Origin of the sequence: Bacillus sp. CBEL-1, assembly GCF_004348885.1 — a bacterium.
In the GTDB taxonomy this organism is placed as follows: Bacteria; Bacillota; Bacilli; order Bacillales; family Bacillaceae_H; genus Priestia; species Priestia aryabhattai_A.
In genome coordinates, this window is record NZ_SBIM01000013.1 from 1407914 (window position 1) to 1429425 (window position 21512).

The window sequence follows — 21512 nt, forward strand, 5'->3', positions numbered from 1 at the left end:
TTGTGCCTATACCCAAGCAATCACCTTGCCGCTTTCTCGCTGAAAAGTAATTGTATGAATAAGTTGTCTCCCTTCATTTGTAGCGCAGCGAACCTGAATAGTCACACTATCCTCCGCTTGCCTTAGCACTTGATACTTAACCGTTCCTGAATCATAAGTCATGGATCCATCGCTTTCTTGTGAAAAATGATGTCTGCGAACATCAACTTGTAAATGTCGAATTCCTTTTTGAAGTAAATAATCTAATTCATGACGCTGATTTACTTCTGCATAAAATGTACTTTTCGTTACAAAATACACTAACTGATGGGACAGTAAAAACAAAAATAGTGCACTAAAAGCTAGTACAAAAGGGAGAACAAATCCCGCTTGGCACGCTTTTGTAGCCTTATTCAACGTGCATAAATGTTTTAATCGCTGTTTCATGAATTTCACCGTGTTTATATACCACCTTAATACGAAGTAAATTGTTTTGGTGCTTGTACTCAATTGATTTCACAAACTGCAAGACAACTTCATGACCACTCTGGTCGACTCTTCGACGGACTTTATCACTAAAAGGTTCATACGTAATTAAGGGCTCTCCATTTAGTTGTAAGGATAAAATTTTTTCATTAATACTAACATGCTGCGCTCTTCGATATTCCTTTGTTAGCTGCTGAATAAAGATTTCCCATTCCATTTCCGTCGCTAAATTATCCGTATCATAGTTTGGGTTAGCTAATGACAGAATAGGTGGAATGAAGGACACTATGACAAAGAAAATCGTTAAACTAAGTAACATCTCTACTAATGTAAAACCTTTTTGGTTCTTCATTGTAACGTAGATTCACATCTTTCTATTGTTTTCTGATTAACTCTTTTCCAAGAAACACACCACTCTGAAACCGGTTCTTCTTTGAATACAATGACATAGTCAATGCCGTTATACGTCCTCTTTTCAGACAGTAAATGTTTTTGATTAGCCTCAGTCATGACTTTTTCATACAAAAGTGCATTTCCCACATACATTCGCTTCTTATCTTTTTCAGCTTGTATTGCTTGAATATATAAAGGAACAATGACGGTAGTGAGCATAATAAGCGCACTGAATGCTACTAGCATTTCCAGTAGTGTGAAGCCTGTTTGATTATCATATTTTCGTAACATAAAAGCGCCCTCTTCCAATTTGGAACGTGACCTTATATGTTTCTTTGTTGTTCGAAATGAACAAACTTTTCGCCTGAGAAATATTTCCTTGCTCATTGTATTGAATTGAATTTGTGCCGCTGCTAAACACAATGCGAATGTTGGAATGATAACCTCTTTGCATAATGGGCTTTTCAGCTCCAACTCTAAGCAACACGTATCGGGAATTCACTGGCTCAAATGTAAGCCTTGCCGGACGTTGCGTAGTCATAGCTAGCTGCTGCGTATAAAAGGTATCTGCTTGAAGTTGACGTAAAAAAGAGGTTAACTGATAGTGGTCCATAAGAGGTTTTAAATTGATGACAATAATTAACACCATAACTTGCACAACGGCTAATATGATTAAGGACTCAATTAGCGTAAAGCCTTTTTGATTCATTTTACGAGTTTCCATCACTCGCTGATACGCGCCCATCCGTGCCTATTGTAATTTTGGAACCATTTGGACACACCGTTCCTTCTTTTAAGTACCCTCCGCTTTCAAGATCGTTTAAAGTAGGTTTTTTTCCGTTTTCAAGCTCATACACCTGTACTTGTGCTTCGACTGTCTTCACTAAAGCAGAACACCCTTTATTGTTAATAACAGCATTGTGCTTTAATACGTTTGGCACCATAATAAGCAATAGCACTGTAATAACTAACATGACAATGAGCATCTCAATTAAAGTAAAACCTTTCTCATTTTTTAACATATTTGAATCTCCTTTATAAACTCGACATGATTTCTAGCATTGGCATCATGACTGACATATACATAAGTAGAATAACGATACCGATAAAAGCGAACGTAATTGGCTGAATATACTTTAGAATATGAAAAATCCACTCTTCCATTCTCTCGACCATATATAGACTGTAGTCGTACAATTCTTCTGCTAAATCACCATTTTTTTGTCCATGAATAACCACCTCTGCTAAATCTTTTTGATAATAAGGGCGGGATTGTAGAATTTGATTAAGAGCTTTTCCCGCGGCAAGTTCTGTTGTGAAAAGCTTGGCCTCTTCTCTAAAGAACGGATAATGTTGCTGCAATTGAAAGAGTGAAAGACACTCGTAAATTGACAGCCCCCCTTTTAATAAATTACTTGTATGGACAGCAAAAAAATATGAATTGAACAGCCTAGTAAATTGCTTCATAAAAGGAACCTTCATTAAGATATTCATCTTTTCTACAGGAGCTAGTTTTTTTGTACTAATAAGATACAAACCTCCGATTAGCAATAAGGTTCCTGTAATCCCAACAAGTGCATGTGGAAAGTAAGACATAGTCGACATGAAGATAAGAAGAAACGGTGATTGTTCGTGTCCCATTGTTTTATACAGAGACTGAAAATGTGGTAATAAAACGGTGCTTAATATGAATAAAATTCCCAGTATAAACCCTAAAAGTAAAAGTGGATATTGTACTAGCTTTTGAAATCGTTTTTTGTTCTTTATTTTCTCACTTAGCATATAACTACTTTCTTTTAAAGCAAAATGAAGGTCTCCATGCTGTTCAGCAAAATAAAGGTAGCTTAGCACATCTCGGTGAAAATTCAGTTTTAAAAGACAGCTGTGCAAAGAATTCCCTTGACGCATTTCTGTTAAACAAGCTTTTATATCGCTGCGCTGCTTCGCTGATAGCTGAAATGCTATAAAAGATAAGGCTTGAGATAACGTATAGCCTTTTTCAACAAGCTTTGATAGCTGACTTAACATTTTAGCTTGTTTAGAAAGCCCCCAATGTTTGTTAGATATTTTTCGTTTAATAGGACCCCCACCCATCTAGCGCATGTGAATATAAATAGCCAAGCGCAATACCTTTTCGAATTGCATCTCTTAGTCGTGCATATTCATATTGAAACTCCTTTCCTTTCACTTCATTGAGTACTTGATTTACTTCTCTCCCATATAGAAGCTCATACACGCTTGCCTGTCTATTTAAACGCTCTCTCTTACATAGTGGATGACATTTCCCTTCACAGAAATTACATTTTATTTCGACCAATCGCTGCGCAGCTACAGCTACCAACGTTTGTTCAATTTCTTGAATACTAACACCAAACTCAAGCAACCGATAAATAGAGCCTTTTGTATCTTTTGTATGCATAGTTGTCAACACTAGATGACCGGTTAAGGCTGCACGAACCGCGATTTGAGCTGTTTCAGCGTCACGAATTTCACCGACCATAATAATATCAGGATCATGACGTAAAATTGCTTTTAATCCCGTTGCATACGTAATACCAGCTCGTTCGTTGACCTGTACCTGCAGGACTTTTTCGCTCTGCTGTTCAATCGGATCTTCAAGCGTAATGACATTGCGATTTAACAAATGTTTAACCTCATGAAGTAGCGTATATAAAGTCGTTGTTTTACCAGATCCCGTCGGCCCAGTAAACACAATTAAACCATGTGAATGCTTAAGCAGCGAAATAAGTTTTTTTGTATGATTTTGAAAAAGTGATAAGTGTTTAAGAGAAGTTGTTTGTGTTTGGGGTAATACACGAATAACGAGACTTTCATCCTGCGATGTAGGTAAAGTGGATAAACGTAGATTAACTTTGATGTGATTAATTGTTGTAGACAGTGCACCATTTTGAGGCTTGCGTCTTTCACCAATATCCATGCTTCCTAAAAATTTAAAATGGGAGATAAGTCGTTCAGATACATCTTTTGGGAGCGTTTGATGAGCCACTAAATCTTGATCAACCCTTAGCTGAACTATGGCATCTCTAGCTCGAGGAATAATGTGAATGTCTGAGCTCTTCATCTCACATGCTTCACCAATCATGCGGGTGGCTAATTGTTCAATTTCGTTCAAAGAACATCTCTCCTTTTCCTGTCATATTTAAGCATGTTTCTCGGTAGTGTTAGTTAAAATTCGACTTATTTAGATAAATTCCTTCTTTTTTTATTTTTTTTTCAAAAAACCGACTCAGAACTACTTTTTCCACGAAAACATAAAAAAACGGTAACGATTTATTTAACTTTAATCGTTACCGTTCATTCATCTATTATAACTACTGACATTACCCCACCATGGATGAAACTTTTTTCTGCTTTTTTACTAAGTTTTTTAAAGCTGATTCATTGTATCCTACTACAAGCTTTTTACCATCTGTTAAGATGGGCCGTCTCAGAAGTCTTGGTTGCTCTATCAACAAATGAACGACTTCCGATAGCGTCATGCTTTCTACATCGACATCTAAATTTTTATATTCTTGACTCCGCTTCGCTAAAATTTCGTCAATACCTTCAGTTGTCATTGATAATAGTTCAAGCATCTCTTCATAAGTAGGGGTTTCGCGGAAAAGGTGGCGCTCATTGAAATTAACTTCTTGCTTTACAAGCCATTTTTTCGTCTTACGACAAGATGTACAACTTGGATACGTATAAAACATCACTGATTCCATTTTATAGCCTCCTGTAAGATCGTTTAATCAATTTATATACATTGTACATGTTTTGTATAACTTTTGTACACTATTTTATATTATTTTTGTTGTTTTTCATAAAAATATTAACAAAACCCAAAAGATAACGTTTTCATCAAACTATAAATGTACTATAATGGAAAAGAATTACTTATCTTTTTATATACACGTGTTTAATACTCGTTAAACACGCTCGCTTAGATTATATTTACAATTGGATAAATTGTACTTTATAATTAATAATTGACAAGTGGGATAAAGGAGGCAACAAACATGGAACGTATGTACCGTGTAATGGGGTTTTGGACAGGGATTTTTGCAGTCATGTTTTACCTTGGACATATGCCACAAACATCCTTGCTCTTTTTAGCTCAAACAGGTTTTTTTGTCTTACTAAGCTATTTAAAACTGTCAGAACGTATGTACATCTATGTGTTTGGTGCTTATTTAACAGTATTCTTTGTAGGATTTACTTACTGGAGTACATTTATGATGGCGCCAGGCGGACAATAATGATAAAAAAAGAAGCAGCGATGAATTTATCGCTGCTTCTTTTTTAAAATCCATTTAAGAACGGATTGTGATCCATTTCCTGACCGATTGTTGTTTCTGCACCGTGTCCAGATAAAACTAACGTTTCTTCAGGCAGTACTAAAAGCTTTGTATGAATGCTTTTCAACAACTGTTCGTGATTCCCACCATGTAAATCGGTACGTCCAACACTTCCTTCAAACAATGCATCTCCTGAAATAACTAACTCTGCTTCTTTAAAGTAAAGGGATACACTGCCTGGTGAGTGACCTGGCGTTTCATATAATTCAAACGAAAATGATCCAATCGTTGTACTACCCTCTCCGGCAAAAAGCGTCACATCAGATTGAACCGTTACTTCTCCTAAGCCAAAGAATGTGGAACCATTTACTTCTGGATCTTTTAACCAAGATTTTTCTTTTTTATGAACATATATAGGGATAGAGAAATGTGATGCTACATCATCCACTCCACCAATATGATCAAAGTGCGCATGAGTTAACACCACTGCTTGTGGTTTATATTGTTGCTTATGTATGAGTTGATTAAGCTTTTTTCCCTCGCCGCCTGGGTCAACAATTAAGCATTCTTTGTCATTATTTACGAGTAAATAGCAGTTTGTTTGTATAGGTCCTAGCGGTACGCGATGATATTTCATCAGCAGCGCCTCCTTATCTTTCTAAGTTCATTTTCTCTATGTTTTATCATACACATAAATATAGATAAATGAAAACCCTTGAACATTGTTTTGCGAATTTTTCACCTCGACAAATGTTTAGAAAAGTTTTACAATAAAGAAGTTAGAAGTATGTTAGCGCTTTACTTTCAATCCTTACAAATAAGGAGGTTGTTTCATGGGACTAATGATTATATTAGGCTTAACAACACTATTAGGTATTTTTGCCGCTATTTCATCTTTGCGCAATAAAAACTTCCTTGGAGTAGGCTTTGCTGTGGCAACGTTTGCTGTGTTTGGTTGGTTTACGGTTATGACTATTTTACATCACGGATATCCAGCAGCTCATTAACGAATGAGTATAAGAAAGCGCCTCTTTTAGAGGCGCTTTTATTAATATTATACTTTATTTACATGCAAGCATATTCATTGCATTAGCCAAAATGGCTTCTGTTTTTGGATATAAAATATGAAATTGTGATAAAGGAATTGGGTTAATTCCTTTACCAAGTTCAAGCGTAAAGCCCAACTTTCCAGTTTCAAGAATGAACCAATCCTTATATCCAGCATGACTGTCAATTGTTCTTACCGCTCGGTATCCGCTCACTTTCTCAAAATAATCAGCCATTTCTTTCGCTTCCTTCGGTTCTTTATTCATATATCCCCAGTAAAACTCTTCCCCTTGTGTATGCAGCGCAATTACACAGTCAAATTGATAACGTTTTGCAACTTTTACCATGGCTTTAGCCTCAGGTTCAGATAAAGGAGCATAGCCAGGGAAGTCTCGAAAATGAGGTGACTTTGGAATTTTTCGATCCCTTTCAATTTCCCAATATGCTGGAAATTGATTATTTAAATCCACTCCTCTAATATTTGCTTTCCACCCTTGAAAATCATCAACCTCCCTTCCTATATAAGGAATGAAAGCTGCATACGCTTCTTGCATGTTTATTCCATCTATAACTAAGTTCACACCATCTGGATTTACCATTGGTACAATTGATAAAGTAATATTTTCGTATAAAAGCTGTGCGTCAATTCCAGCAACGCGTTCTCCTCGATAAATGGCTCGTAAATATGTTTCTAGAAATTTCATTAGCGCGTTTGTTGTAATCCACTCGTTTGCATGGAATGAAGCATTTATATGTACAACATGGGTTCCATGGCCAATGAGTAGATGTGGAATTTGTTTTCCAAGTACACTCCTTCCAATGCTTTCAACCTTTCCATAAGGATACTTAGAGAGTAGTCGATAGAGGTCAGTTACTGTTCGCTCATAGCTATAGGGAACAAATTCATTTACAATGGTCATCACATCACGCTCCTCTTTATTATCTATATGTTAAAACTATGACGAAGCATGAACAAAAAAAGACTTTAACACGAATGTTAAAGTCTTTTTTCTTATTCTTTATCAGCTTCTTTTTGCTTTTTATCTGGACGATAATTTGTTCCGTCATAGAAACGTAGAAGATCTCCATATACAATTTGGTCAGAGTAACTTAATTCCTGCTTTGCTTTCTCCATATAAGGTTCACAATTACTTATATCTGTTTCTTGCTCAGTAGATTTATCATAGCATTTATCACTAGCATACACATATTTATCGGTGATAAAGCTTCCGTCACGAAGTACAGTGAAATCTAACTTATCTTCCGAAAACATATCTGTTCCAAACTGCACGTGATTATCTGTAGCTATACCTAATAAGTGTAAAATAGTAGGTTTTAAATCAACTTGACCTGAAACTTTTGAAATTGTTTTATTATCGGTTTCTCCAGGAATGTGAATCGCCATAGGCACTCGCTGTAGCTGTGTCCATACATAAGGCGTTACTTCTTTTCCTAGATATTTTTCCATTGCTGCGTTATGGTTTTGTGAAATACCATAGTGATCACCATATACAACAATAATGGAATCCTCATACAATCCTTCGTCTTTTAGCTTTTGAATGAATTGTTTAAACGCTTCATCTTGATAACGTAATGTTGGGAAGTAACGATTTAACGTGCGACTGTTTGAATCGTACTCATCAACCATTCGATCTTCTTCATCTAGCTCAAACGGGAAGTGGTTTGTTAAGGTAATGAACTTTGAATAAAAAGGCTGTGGTAATGTTTTCATATGTTCCACAGATTGTTCAAAGAATTCTTTATCTTTCAATCCCCATCCTACAGAATTTTCATCTGTTACGTTGTAATCATTAATATTGAAGAATCGATCGTAACCAAAGTTAGGGTATACAATATCTCGGTTCCAGAAACTACTGTTATTTGCGTGGAAAACAGCAGAGTAGTAACCTTCTTCTTTCAATATTTCAGGCGTTGCATTAAATTCATTGGTTCCATGCGTAAAGAATACCGATCCACGCCCTAGTGGGTACAGTGAATTGTCTAATAAGAACTCACTATCAGCAGTCTTTCCTTGTCCTGTTTGGTGATAAAAATTATCAAAGTAATAGCTCTCTTCAATAAAGTCATTTAAAAATGGCGTAACTTCTTCACCGTTTATCGTATTATTCACAACAAAACTTTGGGTAGACTCTAGTGAAACAACAATTACGTTTTTCCCTTTTGCTTTTCCAAACATATCAGGATTTGGGTCTTTTTGATTTGCTTTTAAGTAGTTTTCTGTTTCGACAAATTCGCTACTATCAGCAAATGCTCGCTGGGCTTTTGTTTTTGACTGCAGTACAATATCGTAAATATGATAGTTGTACGTACCGATATTTTTCACCAGCATTTCACGATCAAATGCACGAGTTAATAGTTCTGGACGTTCTGTTTCAGCGAGAGCCAAGTTTGAAATAAACACGGCCACCACTGCGATATAAAAAGCAAACCTTGTCTTACGAGTAGTCGGCTCGTCTACTTTATTGTTTGCTTTAAATAAGAAAGCGAGAATTGCTAGAAAAATCACGTCTACAAACATTAAAACGTCCGTCATTTTAAACAGCTCAAACGCACTGTTTCCTAAGTCTCCCATATTACTTGTTTGGAAAAGAACGGGTAACGTTAGGAAATCATTAAAGAAACGATAGAACATGACGTTTGCAAATAAAATAAAGGAAACTATGAAGCTAGTAGTTAAAACGTAAGCTTTAGCTCCTTTACGTGTTTTAAAGAATAAACCTACCCCTAGAATAAGCAATAAAAAGCTCAGTGGGTTTATAAACAATAGAAACTCTTGTGTCGAATTCTCAATTGTAATATCAAACTGTGTTTTATAAACAATATATGTTTTTATCCAAAGTAAAACGACAGCAGTAAGAATAAACGACAACTTTGACAATGAAATTTTGTCTTTCATCAAGGACCTCCTTATCCACTGTTTTCAGACATAGTAAATGTCATATAACGACCCTAATCTTAATGTTTTTTTTACAAAAAAGCAAATGATTTATAACATATTACCTGTACAATTGAAATGTTATGATAAGATTGGATATCTCTCTTTTTCTACGTTTTTTCTTCTAAAAAGTTTCAAAAAAACATAATTAAGATAATTTACCAAAGAGTTCAGATAATCCTTCTTTTATTTTACATAAAAAAGAGAATGGTAGAATCATCTACCATTCTCTTTTTTTGTTTTACATCTATTTATACATATGTTTTAACTAACCATGCACCGCCAATAATTCCAGCATCATTACCGAGTGTAGCAATTGCTAACTCTGCCCCTTCAGCTACTCGTGGGAACGCAAACTTTTTAAAGTAAGACTTCACTGGATTGAGCAACACATCTCCGGCACGTGATACACCACCCCCAAGAACAATCTTCTCAGGATTCAATGCGTTAGCCGAATTGGCAAGCGCTAGTCCTAAATGAAATGCTACTTTGTCAACAACTTCAACTGCTAATTCATCGTCTGCACGCGCAGCATCAAACACGTCTTTAGCAGTAATTTGATCATGCTCATCTAGAAGTGTACGAAGAGTGCTTGGCTTATCCGTGTTCACAACTGCTTCCATTGCTAATCGCACAACACCTGTTGCAGAAGCAATAGTTTCTAAGCAGCCTGTTTTCCCACAGTTACATGGTGCTCCGCCCTCAGGAACTGATGTAATATGTCCAATTTCACCAGCAGCACCGTTTACCCCTTGAACGATTTCACCGTTTGCGATAACGCCGCCTCCTACACCTGTTCCAAGCGTTACGCATAATAAATCTTTCGCTCCGTCTCCTGCACCTTTCCACATCTCACCAATTGCTGCAATGTTTGCATCATTATCCACTACTACAGGCAAAGAAGTTTCTACTTCTAGAATATCTTTGATAGGGAATTTTTCCCAACCTAAGTTAACTGCTACTTCAATTGAACCGTTTGCAAAATTCACAGGGCCTGGAGCACCGATACCAATCCCCATAAGCTTTGACTTACTTTCTCCTAGGTTCACTACTTCTTTGTCAATTGCTTTCGCAATATCTGTTGGAATTTTGCGACCCTGTTCACTAATGTCTGTGGGGATTTCCCATTTATGAATTACTTCTCCATATTGATTAACAAAAGCCATCTTAATTGTTGTACCACCTAAGTCAACACCAACTAACCATTTATCATCCATTGTGTACTCATCCTTTTTCCTTTTGTTTTTGTAATTCTTGCCTAAGTAATAAAATTGCCATTTGATAATCTTGTGTTTCAATCAGTTTTGATTGATATAGCTCTCGTATCTCTGTTTCCATTAACTCTATATCAGCTTGACGATTACCAATATATATGATGATTCCAAACGATTTTAAAAGTTGTTGCACATCGTATAATGTGTTCATCTCTTCACCTGCATATAGTCATAAAATAATGAGTCCATTTAATCCTATCTAGTTTATTTTAGTAAACGTTCTCACAATAGTAAAGCAGAAAATCTTAAGTTCTCTGTCTATTTTTATCCATTTAATTTCCTTTGTAAATTTTGATACTTTTTGTTAGCTGGTTCTATTGCTAAGGCTTTTTCTACGTTGTCTTTCGCTTCATCTATGTGATTTAACTCCGCATTCAATAAAGCTAAGTAGTAATAACCTTCGTGAAAATTAGAGTTAAACCTAACGGACTCTCTTAGATCTTGCTCTGCACGTTCATATTCTTTAAGCTGTGCGTAAGCATACCCTCTTAAGTAGTAAATCAATGCATTGTTTGTATCTCGTTCTACAAAGCTGTCTAAAGATTTAATCGCTACTTCATATTCTTTTTGTTCAATATACTCGTTTGCTAAGCTGAGAGCGTACGGCTCATCTGATGTTGTTGTTCGAACATAAAATCCATAATATAATAGGCCCATTACGAGCAATATAGTTGATACAAGTGCTGGTATCTGTACGTATAGCTTTGGTTTCTTCGGCAAACTAACAATACTTGCAGCTAAGAACCCACCGATGAGCCCACCAATATGTCCTGCGTTATCAATTCCTGGTACTACTAAGCCAAAGATAAGGTTAATGACGATTAGAGCTAATACATTGTATCCAATTGTCCGAAAGAAGACTCGTGGATTTGTACGTGCTAAAAAGAGCAGCGCACCAAAACAGCCAAATATTGCACCTGAAGCTCCTGCTGATAAATTTGAAGTCCACACAAAACTTCCTAAAACGCCAGCAAATCCTGCTAGTATATAAATAAATAAGAAGCGTGCGTTACCATACATTCTTTCTACCAATGTTCCTAAATAATAGAGCGCTAAGCTGTTCATTAATAGATGAAAAACACCAATATGTATAATGATTGGCATAAAAAACCGCCACCACTCTCCCTCTAAAATAAGAGGATTGTATTTAGCACCATACTCAATGAGAGTTAACGGATCTTCACTGCTTCCTTTCCATTCTAAAAATAGAAACATTAAAATTTGAGCAGCAAGAAAGATGTATGTAAAGAAAGGTTTTCCATACTGAAATAATTTCTCTTCTTCTTTACGCTCTGCATCAATTTTACTTAATACTTCATAGCGTATTTGGTGTGCTTGGTGAAATAACTCTTCTTCAGAGTACCTTTCAACATTTGGTGCTGCTAAGTCTAAAAGTGAAAATAGCGATTCCATTTTATAAACTTGTTCGCCAACATACCTTTCTACTTTTACCTTCATTTTTTTTAACTGAAGGTTTTTTTGCTCGTTGCCATCGTACTGCAAAGGTTCAAAATCCATTATGTATATATTGTGAAAGGTCATTCTACGCTGAAACCGTTGCTTTCGCAGCCCTTCAGCGCGCTCTAACGCTAGCACTTGATCTTTTTGGAAATCGTTCTCCCAGCTAAAGGTTTTAAGAGCCACTCGAAACGTTGTTTTTTCACCTCGTCTGTTATAATCAAACCACACTTCTGTTCCATCATGATTCGTATGTATAAGCGAATATTCTTTCTTATGTTGTACTGCATGAATAAAGGACCAATAATAATAATCTTGCATGGCCGACATTTCTTATGCCTCCCCCTGTTTTTTTCTCTTTATTACCATCGCAAAAAAAACTTAAAAAATCAATCTTTTCTCCCCATAACAAAAGCACTTTATAAGTTGGCTTATAAAGTGCTTTTATTATGCGTTGCATTTAGCGAAACACTTGATTCATTAAACGCTCACGCACATAAGGCATATTAAAAAATGAACGAACTGCTAAGCTACGTAAAAACGAATTACGAAAAAACACGTTAACTAAACGATATCTTATCTGGTATATAACATAACCGATTAAAAGTACACTAAGCCATCCTATAAAACGTTTCATTTCGCTAAACCTCCTTACGATTTAGCATGCACAGTTTCACTTCCTTTATCCTTTAGCTTTACATAAGACAAAAAAGCCATCCACCAAAAGTAGTCGCAAAAATAATTGATAACAAGTTAACAGCATCATTATTACAATACTTCCAGCCTTTTTCATAAGCAGTTGGAACCCCACAGTGCTGTTCTTTTTCAGTTTGCAAATGACAAACTGAACAGCGATACCTCAGTTGGATTGTCGCTCCTAAAAACGTATCAATAAGGTTTCCTAAAAACCCAAACATACTAATAAGTAAGCACTCTATAATTGATAGTTCGGGAAAAGCATAGAAAGCAGTAGCTGCAATAATGAACGATCCACCGATACTCGCTGCTGTTCCAAGTATTGAAATAGCGCCCGACGTCCCTGGATCTACATGTTTCAAAGTTAAGATAAAGACTGGTTTGGTTTTACTTAATACGCCGATTTCAGAAGCCCATGTATCGGCATTAGCCGCTGCTAAACTAATGACAAACATCATTAAAAAGACGTGAGATTCAAAGTTAAAGAATAAAAGAGCACTCAGCGCCGCAACTCCACCATTTGCAGCTACTTGTACATAGTCACGCTGATTATGCTTAGCTAATTTTTCCTCCACTATTTTCTTTTTCACTTTTTTATACTGACTAAAAAACGTAGATGTGCCAAAAAACACTCCTAACAATAATAAGCCTTTTAATTCAAAACCAATATAAATGCTGATGCCAACAGCAGCAGCCATAATGGCACCTGACCTTGATAAAACACGAAGTACATATCCTATAAAGGACACAAAGCAAATGATTACATAAATAAGAAAACTATTTATGAGCACAATGTATAATCTCCTCATCTGTAATAATAGCGTCCACCGGGATATCATGGGATTCAACCGGGACACTTTGTACAATTTGTTCATGAAAAGCCAAGCTTACCTTCATTTGTTCGTAACCGACGAGAAAGCGATCATAATAGCCTCCTCCGTATCCAATTCGATAACCATTTGAACTAAATACAACACCCGGTACAAGAATGAGGTCAATCTCACTCTTTTTAATAACCTCTGTTTGTAATTCAATTGGTTCCTGCAAGTTAAAAAATACGACTTCTAGCTGAGAGAAAGACGTAATTTTCCGAAAAATCATTTCGCTTTTTTCGGAGACGCATTTTGGAACAGCAATCGTTTTTCCTTGAGACCAAGCTATTTCAATTAGTCGTTTTGTATCTACTTCTTGTCCTCTAGAAATTGTTATTGCAATTACATCAGCCTCTTGCCACCAGGTAGTATCCAAGAGTTTTTTTGCAATCAACATTGATTTTGCATGGTATGTACCTGCTGTCGATAAATTCAATAACCGCTGCTTCATTTTACGTCGCATGTCCGCTTTGTTCATCTTTCCACTCCTTACACTGATATTTATATAAAAAAAACAGCAGGAATATTCTCCTACTGCTTACTTAGTTTCACGGTGAAGTGTTACTTTTTTAAGTCTTGGGCTATATTTTTTCAACTCAAGACGATCTGGGTTGTTACGTTTGTTTTTAGTTGTGATGTAGTTACGATCACCAGTTTCAGTACAAGCTAATGTAACGTTTACGCGCATCTATTTTCCCTCCAAACATTATAAACATAAATCAGACTTTACTATAATATCATTTTTCACTTCGGAATGCCAGTCTGTTTTTTTAACTAACATAGTTAATTTTTGATTATATTGTTTCTTTTCACCTTTAGCACAGATTAGCACGCACATTCGCTAACTAATAAATTCCTTCTAATGATGATTTTTCTAAAATTCTTTTTTTTGTTTTTGCACTCTAAGTGAAAATTGATTCATAAACTTTGCGATACTAAAAAGAGGCTTAGCTTTTACATCAAACACACGCGCTACAGCTCCGCTTTCGGCTTTATCATTTAAAAGAACACTCTCTCTTTCAAGAATCATCCCATGTTCCAATGCAACATCGTATAAAAAGCAGTTCTTTTTTACAATAACATCATTCATCAACACACTTTTTCGAATTGTTGCGTTACTATTAATATGACTATTCTTCCCAATAACGGCCCATGGACCGATTGTGCATCCCGATCTAATTTGTACCTTTTCTCCAATATAAACTGGAGGAATTACCTTCACATCTTCTGCAATAACAGCGGTTTCTGAAATATGGTTCAAGCTGTTAGAACCGAATAGCTTTTCATATAAATCATAATGTGCTTGCCGATAATGATGTAGCTGTCCGATATCAATCCAATAGCTTGCCGTTGTATAATGATAGACTTTACGCTTTTCCTTTAGCAGTGCAGGAATAACATCAAAGCTAAAGTCAACTGCTCCTTCACATCTAATACTGTTTAAAACTGACTTATGAATTACATAAATACCAGTATTGATTAAGTTGCCAGTTGCTTCGTATTGTTTTGGCTTTTCAATAAAACGCGTGACCTCATTTTTGTCATTTGCAGATACCAGTCCGTAATGTGTAACGTCTGGTACAAGCTTTGTTACAATTGTCATTTCACTTTGATGCTGTCGATGAAACGCAATAACGTTAGCTAGATTTAAATCCGTTACAGCATCTCCACTAATGATGATACATTCTTCTTCAATAAACCAGTCTGCTTTTTTGACCCCTCCGGCTGTTCCAAGAGGCATATCTTCAATAAAATAGGTAATTGAGACATCCCACTTCTTTCCGTCCCCAAAGTAATTCATAATTTGCTCAGGTAAATATTGCAGCGTAATGCCAATTTCATTAATTCCATACTTTTTTAAGAGTTCAACTATATATTCAATAACAGGATATTCATAGAGTGGAAGCATTGGTTTTGGAACGTCGTTTGTTAGTGGCTGTAAACGCGTCCCTCTACCACCGGCAAGTATAATGGCTTTCAACGCTTTTCCTTCCTCCTTTTACTCTGTTTGATTTGATTTTGAAATAACACGCTTGTATCCAGTGCAATTTGTTCCCAACTAAACATTGTAGTTGCTTCAATATATCCTTTTTCGCTAATTTCTTGAACCAGTTGTGAGTCTGTTATCACAGTAAAAATGCAGTGGATTAACTCTTCGACAACTCCAGGCTTAAACTTAAGTCCGGTTATCCTATGATTAACGATATCTTTTAAACCGCCTGTTTCAGAGACAATTGTAGGTTTTTTCGCTACCATTCCTTCTAATGCCACAATCCCAAATGGTTCATACAGACTTGGGAATATTACTCCGGTGCTTAAGTGTAGCAGACAGTTTCGTTCTTCATCCGTAATATACCCAATAAATTTAATATACTGATTTAGCTTTCGATCTTTAATTTGCTGTTGAAACTCATGTAAAAGTGGACCCTTACCAGCAATGATGAATTGAATATCAATATTTACCTTCTTAAAATATTCTGCAGCTTGAATTAAAAGCTGAAAGCCTTTTTCATAAACAATACGACCAATTGAAAAAAAGATAGGTGTATTTTGCAGCTTAAACTTTCCTTTGACCGCTACTTCTTTTGAACGATTAACAACACTAGCAACCATATGCTGATCAATGCCGTTTGGGAAAATTGAAATGCGCTCTTCTTCTATATTAAACAATTCCATTATTTCTTTTTTCATATAGCTACTGCATACGATAATAGCTGTGGATTCATGCACAAGTTCTTCTTCACGCTGATGAATCTTTTGCTGCATGTCATTATGAATGCCATTATTTCGTCCATGCTCTGTTGCATGTATAGTTGTAATAAGCGGTTTTTTCACGTGGGTAGCAATACTTTGTGCTGCTGTTCCAACCAGCCAATCATGAGCATGAATTACTTGGAATGGCCTAGCAGTTGCTAAACGAATACCTTCTAGTGCCATTGCTACATTTAAACTATTTACCCATGTAAGAAAATCAGCATGATGAGGTTGTAAACTTTTCACTCGGTAAACATGAACACCATACATACATTCATACAAGGGTAACCCTTCTACAAATGTTGTAATAACAACCACATAATGGCCAGATTTCGCTAAAGCACGGGATAAATCAAATACGTGTCGAGCCAATCCGCCAATAACAAGCGGGGGATATTCCCATGCCAGCATTAAAATCGACATATTTCCCGGTAAATATAAAGAAATCTCTTTATCCGTTTCTTTATGAACAATCCCGTATTCTTTTAAAACAGAGGGAAACCATTGTAAATAGTCATTCTTCATTACTTTTTGTTCTTCAGCCTGGCATAGCTGATTAAATAAGTTTAACTGCTTGCTATAGTCATATTTGGCATGAATTAACCAATCGCTGCACGCCAAGATAATCCACGTACGTTCTAATTCTTTTTTTCTCTCAAGTGTATGCAGCTTAGGATAGACTTTACTTAACTTTGCTTCCGTCTGTTGCATTGTCTTATAAAACCAGCTGTTTTCCTCTGTGATGGGATAATTATATTTAGATGACTCATACTTAGGCGAAATCTTCACTAGTTTCTGTTGATTTTTTATATCTTTCACACATTGATATAGTAGCTTTCCATCTGTTAAAAATTTCACGGCTTTTGCACTTGTTGAAATGATCGGTGTTAACTCAGCATGCTTAAGAAGGCATATACCGCTTGGTGTACTATATAGATTCACTCCGTCTCCGTAATCGTACTGTACATCAATAAAACTATATTCAATGTTATGCGCTTTCAATAACTTATCAATTTCATACGTATAATCTCCACTTGGCAAGTAAAACCCCTTAGGGCTCTCCCCAAGATATTTACTAAATAGCTCAATCGCAAGGCTAATCTGTAAATGGTAGCCGTTAGGTGTTTTTAATAAAGATGGATGCCACGTGGTCATAGGTGTTGCTATACACTCTATAATTTGTTCGCGCTGATAATAGTTTAACGCGTCAAGCAGCCTTCCGTCCCATTGTTTCAGGGTATTAATAAATTGCCCTTGACGTTGTATAAAATCATTGAATCGTTGATTAAAGTCACTATGATCTAAAATTCCTAAAATAAAAGAAGAAACAATAATTGAAGCACCTTTTAACCTATTATTTTGAATGTCATGTACAAGCGGGAGATAATTTTTAAACAAATGCTCAAATAGTACGTTTTCATTCGCTTTATCCCAACAAATCATGTCGTATACAGGGTCTTCCATATTAATAATTAAGCACGTACAGTCATTCATCACTTTTATTCACCTTGTCCCACTCATTTGTATAATAAGAATACGTACTAAAGCAGTCATCATGAAAATAATCGGTTTGTGGTGCCTTTTCACTCCAGGACCACGTTATTTGTTCCAACTGTTCGGGTTCTATATCTGACCTCAGCTGAACTCGGCTCGAACGTATCAGCGCAAAGAAGTGATGTTCGTATACCCCCACATCTACAACATATGTACAGTTAGTATCCATATCTCTCAAGAATGCTTCTGTCTGATGGCTACAAATCTCTAAAAGCGTATGCCGCTTCGATTGATGTCCATCAAATGCAACGCTAAGACCGGTTACATCATAAATACATAAAGCAAATGACAGATCATTCCATTTCTTTTGATACATCTTTTCTACCATTTCCTGAATAGCGTCAGAAAAAGACCAGTGTACATATAAGGCCGAAGCGTTTACTCGATTTACAACGCATACATCCAATTCATTTACTTCTGTCTTCAAAGCCTCACCACTTTACTTAAGATATACTTATTGTCATATTACCACTAAGAAAAAACTGTAACAATAAACACAATTTGTCGATTTATGATATCATGGATTGATTTTATCTTTTATAAGAGGTGAACCACATGTTATATGCTTTTATTACACTAACCGCTATTTCCTTATTTTTACTTTTATTTTCTTTTTTAAAGGAAACAAAAGTACATTCACTAGAAAAACAGCTAGAGCACCTTTCATTGACTGTGCTACAAGACCAATATCAAACCTCTAAACGTTTAGATTCATTAGAAGAAGCCTTATTCTCTGACGAAGATGATGATAACGCGATTCGCTCGGCCAACGCTAAGCTTTTATCCCCAAATCAGCAACCACTTCATAAAGAAGATATGAAACGACTGCTTAGCATGCAAGGGACACATCACTATGAATAGTTTAACAATACGAGGATTTGCTATCGGGATATTAACAGCCACTTCAATTCTAGCTGTCGTTTATGTGATTCAAGAGAACAATGCTGCTTCTTTAAAAATTAGCGCTGCTGACCTACGTGCTTACGCAAAAGACCATGAGTATATATTAATTAAGGAAAAAGAATACAAGGATTCATTGAAGCCTGGCTTTGAGAAGCAAGAGAATATACCTAAAACAAACGAAGTCTCAATCTCTATAACAGCAGGGATGTCTAGTTTAGATATTGCAAATACATTAGTAAACAATCATGTTATTAATTCGACAGATGAATTTGAAGACCTCGTTGCTCAAAAGAACGCAAGCACAAAATTTCAAGTTGGTACATATACGCTTACATCGAATATGAGCTTAGAGCAAATTGTTAACACTTTAACAAAATAAAAAGCACACAGCAAATGCTGTGTGCTTTTTATTTTTATTATTCATTTAAGTCGTATCGTTTTCCTTTCACTAGGTAAAATACGCTTTCTGCTACGTTTGTGGTATGGTCTGCCATTCTTTCTAAGTAGCGAGCAATAAATAATAGCTGCGTAATTTGATTCATAGCTTCCTGCTTTTCTTTAGCAAGGCTAAGCAGCTCTTTAATAGTAATGCCATAAAGCTCATCTACTTCATCATCCATTTCAGCAACTTTTTTAGCAAGAGTTAGGTTCTCTTCATGATATGCCTTCAAGGACAAGCTAAGCATTTCAATTGAAATAGAATGCATATTTTTCACATGCTCTAGAGGCTTAATTAAGTCTTCTTTGCCAATCCGAATTGCTGATTTAGCGATGTTCACTGCAAAGTCTGCCATTCGCTCAACGTCAGATGCAATCTTAATAGCTACAATAACTCTTCTTAAATCCGTAGCAACCGGCTGCTGTTTTGCAAGCAGCAGAATAGCTAAGTCATTAATTTCTTCTTCAAGTTGATCAATCTCCGTATCCCCATCAATAATTTCAAGCGCTAAATCGACATTTTGCGTTTGTAAAGCTTCAATAGCCTTTATTAGTGCCTCTTCTGTCAATCGACCAATCTCTAAAAGTTTTTCACGTAAAATTTTTAAATCAGCATGAAACTTTTCGCGTACAACCATGTAGTCCCTCTCCCCTTAATTAATCAATTATTAGCCAAAACGTCCTGTAATATAGTCTTCTGTTCGTTTATCAGATGGGTTTGAGAAAATTCGATCTGTCTCTGCAAACTCAACAACTTCTCCATTTAAGAAAAACGCCGTTTTATCTGAAATACGTGCAGCCTGCTGCATATTGTGCGTTACGATAATGATACTGAACTCTTTCTTCAATTCTTGAACAAGCTCTTCGACTTTTAATGTTGAAATTGGATCCAGAGCAGACGTTGGCTCATCCATTAAAATTACATCTGGTTCAATTGCTAAACATCTCGCAATACATAAACGTTGCTGTTGACCACCTGATAAACCATAAGCATTTTGATTTAAACGGTCCTTTACTTCGTCCCAGATTGCTGCACCACGTAAACTTTTTTCCACGATCTCATCTAAGATTTTTTTATTTCGAATACCGTGAATACGAGGTCCATAAGCTATATTATCGTAAATTGATTTCGGGAATGGGTTGGGCTTTTGAAAAACCATTCCTACTTGGGTACGCAGCTCTTCTACTCGATACGACTTATTAAAAATGTTTTGTCCGCGGTATTCAATTTCACCGGATGTTTTCACAATTGGACTCATTTCAACCATTCGGTTTAACGTTTTAATATACGTAGACTTCCCGCACCCTGATGGACCAATAATGGCTGTTACTTCGTTTTCATAAATATCTAAATCAATATTTTTTAATGCTTGATTTTCTCCGTACCATAAATTTAAACCTTTTGTTTTGTAAACAACTTCTTTTTGTTTTTTAATGGGATTTATATCTTTCTCTGTCATTTTTTGATCAATTGTGATTGTCATGGAAAGCTCCTCCTTCATCCTACTATCATCATTCAATTAAGCTCAATAACGCTTTTGAAATTTGTTACGAATAAATACAGCAATAGAGTTCATTACAATTAAGAACACTAATAGCACGATAATTCCTGCTGCTGCTACACTTTGGAAGTCTGCTTGTGGTCTACTCGTCCAGTTATAAATTTGCATTGGTAAAGCAGTTGCTGTATCTAATACACCCGCTGGTAAGAAGGCAATGAATGTAGGTAAGCCAACTACTACAAGCGGCGCTGTTTCACCTACGGCTCTTGATAGAGCTAGGATGCTTCCCGTTAAAATACCAGGGACTGCTGCTGGGAGTACCACACGGTAAATCGTTTGCCACTTAGTTGCTCCCATTCCAAATGAAGCTTCACGTAGATGGGTTGGTACTGACCTTATGGCTTCTTGTGCCGCTACTACAATAACCGGTAAAATTAACAAACTCATTGTTAATCCAGCTGCTAGAATACTTCTTCCTAAGGATAACTCACGAACAAAAATAGTTAATCCTAACAATCCAAAGACAATTGAAGGTACACCGGCTAAGTTAGAAATATTTAATTTAATAAAATCGTTAAATTTATTTTTCTTTGCGTATTCTTCCAAATAAAGAGCTGTTCCTACTCCTAAAATTAATGATACTGGTGCAATGACAGCCATCAGCCATAAGGAGCCAACTAGTGCTGCCTTAATTCCAGCATCTTCTGGTCTTCTTGATGCAAAGTTTTGTAGAAACCCCGCATCGAGCCAGCCTAATCCTTGAGTCAATACCCGATATAAAAGTATACCTAGAACTGCTAATCCAAAAATCGTTGCACAGAAAAAGATGAATCTTAAAATACTATTTTTTAATAACCGCCCATGCATACGTTGTTGTACTTGCTCGCGATCCACGTACATAA

General features: G+C 36.1%; 28 protein-coding genes. 4 read left to right on the forward strand and 24 right to left on the reverse strand.

The features are described 5' to 3' along the window. Positions 1-6: 6 nt before the first annotated feature. From comGG to EPL02_RS17155, 8 genes are all read right to left on the reverse strand, one after another. Positions 7-426, reverse strand: a complete 420-nt coding sequence (comGG, locus tag EPL02_RS17120; protein ID WP_094910788.1) for a competence type IV pilus minor pilin ComGG — start codon at positions 424-426, stop codon at positions 7-9. Further along, positions 389-817, reverse strand: coding sequence for a competence type IV pilus minor pilin ComGF (gene comGF, locus EPL02_RS17125; RefSeq protein WP_094910789.1), 429 nt, complete (start codon positions 815-817; stop codon positions 389-391). The genes comGG and comGF overlap by 38 nt, the downstream gene beginning before the upstream one ends. Then, on the reverse strand, positions 814-1149 hold the full coding sequence (locus EPL02_RS17130) for a type II secretion system protein (protein WP_094910790.1): 336 nt from the start codon (positions 1147-1149) through the stop codon (positions 814-816). The genes comGF and EPL02_RS17130 overlap by 4 nt, the downstream gene beginning before the upstream one ends. Then, positions 1133-1603, reverse strand: a complete 471-nt coding sequence (comGD, locus tag EPL02_RS17135; RefSeq protein WP_247600456.1) for a competence type IV pilus minor pilin ComGD — start codon at positions 1601-1603, stop codon at positions 1133-1135. The genes EPL02_RS17130 and comGD overlap by 17 nt, the downstream gene beginning before the upstream one ends. Beyond that, a complete protein-coding gene (gene comGC, locus EPL02_RS17140) occupies positions 1569-1880 on the reverse strand; it encodes a competence type IV pilus major pilin ComGC (RefSeq protein ID WP_094910792.1) in 312 nt (103 codons plus the stop codon). Before comGC ends, comGD begins: the two co-directional genes overlap by 35 nt. A gap of 13 nt (positions 1881-1893) precedes the next feature. Beyond that, positions 1894-2886 (reverse strand): competence type IV pilus assembly protein ComGB, encoded by a 993-nt coding sequence (comGB, locus tag EPL02_RS17145; RefSeq protein WP_256993311.1) that lies wholly within the window; start codon positions 2884-2886, stop codon positions 1894-1896. A gap of 46 nt (positions 2887-2932) precedes the next feature. Then, positions 2933-3991, reverse strand: coding sequence for a competence type IV pilus ATPase ComGA (comGA, locus tag EPL02_RS17150; protein WP_094910794.1), 1059 nt, complete (start codon positions 3989-3991; stop codon positions 2933-2935). Between the two features lie 208 nt (positions 3992-4199). Then, a complete protein-coding gene (locus EPL02_RS17155) occupies positions 4200-4583 on the reverse strand; it encodes a Spx/MgsR family RNA polymerase-binding regulatory protein (protein WP_094910795.1) in 384 nt (127 codons plus the stop codon). Positions 4584-4877: 294 nt separating this feature from the next. Between EPL02_RS17155 and EPL02_RS17160 the strand changes: the two genes are divergently transcribed. Continuing rightward, a complete protein-coding gene (locus EPL02_RS17160) occupies positions 4878-5117 on the forward strand; it encodes a DUF2626 domain-containing protein (RefSeq protein ID WP_094910796.1) in 240 nt (79 codons plus the stop codon). A 43-nt stretch (positions 5118-5160) separates the two neighbouring features. Here the strand turns inward: EPL02_RS17160 and EPL02_RS17165 are convergent, their stop codons facing one another. Further along, positions 5161-5793 (reverse strand): MBL fold metallo-hydrolase, encoded by a 633-nt coding sequence (locus tag EPL02_RS17165; RefSeq protein ID WP_094910797.1) that lies wholly within the window; start codon positions 5791-5793, stop codon positions 5161-5163. A gap of 196 nt (positions 5794-5989) precedes the next feature. Here EPL02_RS17165 and EPL02_RS17170 point away from each other — a divergent pair, with 196 nt between their 5' ends. After that, positions 5990-6163: a DUF2759 domain-containing protein gene (locus EPL02_RS17170; RefSeq protein WP_025911564.1), complete on the forward strand. Its 174-nt coding sequence runs from the start codon at positions 5990-5992 to the stop codon at positions 6161-6163. 54 nt (positions 6164-6217) lie between these two features. Here EPL02_RS17170 and EPL02_RS17175 read toward each other — a convergent pair whose 3' ends face one another. The 12 genes from EPL02_RS17175 to EPL02_RS17225 all read right to left on the reverse strand — a co-directional run bounded on the left by EPL02_RS17175 (position 6218) and on the right by EPL02_RS17225 (position 18194). After that, positions 6218-7123: a M14 family metallopeptidase gene (locus EPL02_RS17175; RefSeq protein WP_131888293.1), complete on the reverse strand. Its 906-nt coding sequence runs from the start codon at positions 7121-7123 to the stop codon at positions 6218-6220. Between the two features lie 92 nt (positions 7124-7215). Beyond that, positions 7216-9120, reverse strand: coding sequence for an LTA synthase family protein (locus EPL02_RS17180; protein ID WP_094910799.1), 1905 nt, complete (start codon positions 9118-9120; stop codon positions 7216-7218). Between the two features lie 290 nt (positions 9121-9410). Next, positions 9411-10376, reverse strand: a complete 966-nt coding sequence (locus EPL02_RS17185; RefSeq protein WP_094910800.1) for an ROK family glucokinase — start codon at positions 10374-10376, stop codon at positions 9411-9413. Between the two features lie 7 nt (positions 10377-10383). Further along, on the reverse strand, positions 10384-10584 hold the full coding sequence (locus tag EPL02_RS17190; protein WP_094910801.1) for a YqgQ family protein: 201 nt from the start codon (positions 10582-10584) through the stop codon (positions 10384-10386). Between the two features lie 113 nt (positions 10585-10697). Then, positions 10698-12221, reverse strand: coding sequence for a rhomboid family intramembrane serine protease (locus EPL02_RS17195; protein WP_205687722.1), 1524 nt, complete (start codon positions 12219-12221; stop codon positions 10698-10700). 130 nt (positions 12222-12351) lie between these two features. Then, positions 12352-12528 (reverse strand): hypothetical protein, encoded by a 177-nt coding sequence (locus tag EPL02_RS21000; protein ID WP_165932594.1) that lies wholly within the window; start codon positions 12526-12528, stop codon positions 12352-12354. Between the two features lie 58 nt (positions 12529-12586). After that, on the reverse strand, positions 12587-13378 hold the full coding sequence (locus tag EPL02_RS17200) for a DUF92 domain-containing protein (protein WP_286175479.1): 792 nt from the start codon (positions 13376-13378) through the stop codon (positions 12587-12589). Beyond that, the gene (locus EPL02_RS17205; protein WP_094910802.1) at positions 13365-13937 is read right to left on the reverse strand and encodes a 5-formyltetrahydrofolate cyclo-ligase; all 573 of its coding nucleotides are present in this window, start codon (positions 13935-13937) and stop codon (positions 13365-13367) included. The genes EPL02_RS17200 and EPL02_RS17205 overlap by 14 nt, the downstream gene beginning before the upstream one ends. A gap of 60 nt (positions 13938-13997) precedes the next feature. After that, a complete protein-coding gene (rpmG, locus tag EPL02_RS17210) occupies positions 13998-14147 on the reverse strand; it encodes a 50S ribosomal protein L33 (protein WP_013059189.1) in 150 nt (49 codons plus the stop codon). 186 nt (positions 14148-14333) lie between these two features. After that, positions 14334-15440 carry a nucleotidyltransferase family protein gene (locus EPL02_RS17215; RefSeq protein WP_131888294.1) on the reverse strand — a complete coding sequence of 369 codons (1107 nt, stop codon included), beginning with the start codon at positions 15438-15440 and terminating at the stop codon, positions 14334-14336. After that, a complete protein-coding gene (locus EPL02_RS17220; protein ID WP_131888295.1) occupies positions 15437-17707 on the reverse strand; it encodes a glycosyltransferase in 2271 nt (756 codons plus the stop codon). Before EPL02_RS17220 ends, EPL02_RS17215 begins: the two co-directional genes overlap by 4 nt. Then, on the reverse strand, positions 17700-18194 hold the full coding sequence (locus EPL02_RS17225; RefSeq protein ID WP_131888296.1) for a DUF4912 domain-containing protein: 495 nt from the start codon (positions 18192-18194) through the stop codon (positions 17700-17702). The genes EPL02_RS17220 and EPL02_RS17225 overlap by 8 nt, the downstream gene beginning before the upstream one ends. Before the next feature lie 128 nt (positions 18195-18322). On the opposite strand from EPL02_RS17225, the gene EPL02_RS17230 reads away from it, so the two are divergent. Together EPL02_RS17230 and EPL02_RS17235 are read left to right on the forward strand one after the other, a co-directional pair. After that, positions 18323-18628: a hypothetical protein gene (locus tag EPL02_RS17230; RefSeq protein ID WP_131888297.1), complete on the forward strand. Its 306-nt coding sequence runs from the start codon at positions 18323-18325 to the stop codon at positions 18626-18628. Beyond that, complete coding sequence (locus EPL02_RS17235; protein WP_131888298.1) at positions 18621-19049, forward strand: endolytic transglycosylase MltG; 429 nt, start codon at positions 18621-18623, stop codon at positions 19047-19049. The genes EPL02_RS17230 and EPL02_RS17235 overlap by 8 nt, the downstream gene beginning before the upstream one ends. Positions 19050-19086: 37 nt before the next feature. Here EPL02_RS17235 and phoU read toward each other — a convergent pair whose 3' ends face one another. From phoU to pstA, 3 genes are all read right to left on the reverse strand, one after another. After that, entirely contained in the window at positions 19087-19746 is a 660-nt protein-coding gene (gene phoU, locus EPL02_RS17240) for a phosphate signaling complex protein PhoU (RefSeq protein ID WP_131888299.1), read from the reverse strand. Positions 19747-19776: 30 nt separating this feature from the next. Beyond that, positions 19777-20568, reverse strand: a complete 792-nt coding sequence (pstB, locus tag EPL02_RS17245; RefSeq protein WP_397428330.1) for a phosphate ABC transporter ATP-binding protein PstB — start codon at positions 20566-20568, stop codon at positions 19777-19779. Positions 20569-20634: 66 nt separating this feature from the next. Then, positions 20635-21510 (reverse strand): phosphate ABC transporter permease PstA, encoded by an 876-nt coding sequence (gene pstA / locus EPL02_RS17250; RefSeq protein WP_205687723.1) that lies wholly within the window; start codon positions 21508-21510, stop codon positions 20635-20637. Between the last annotated feature and the right edge of the window lie 2 nt (positions 21511-21512).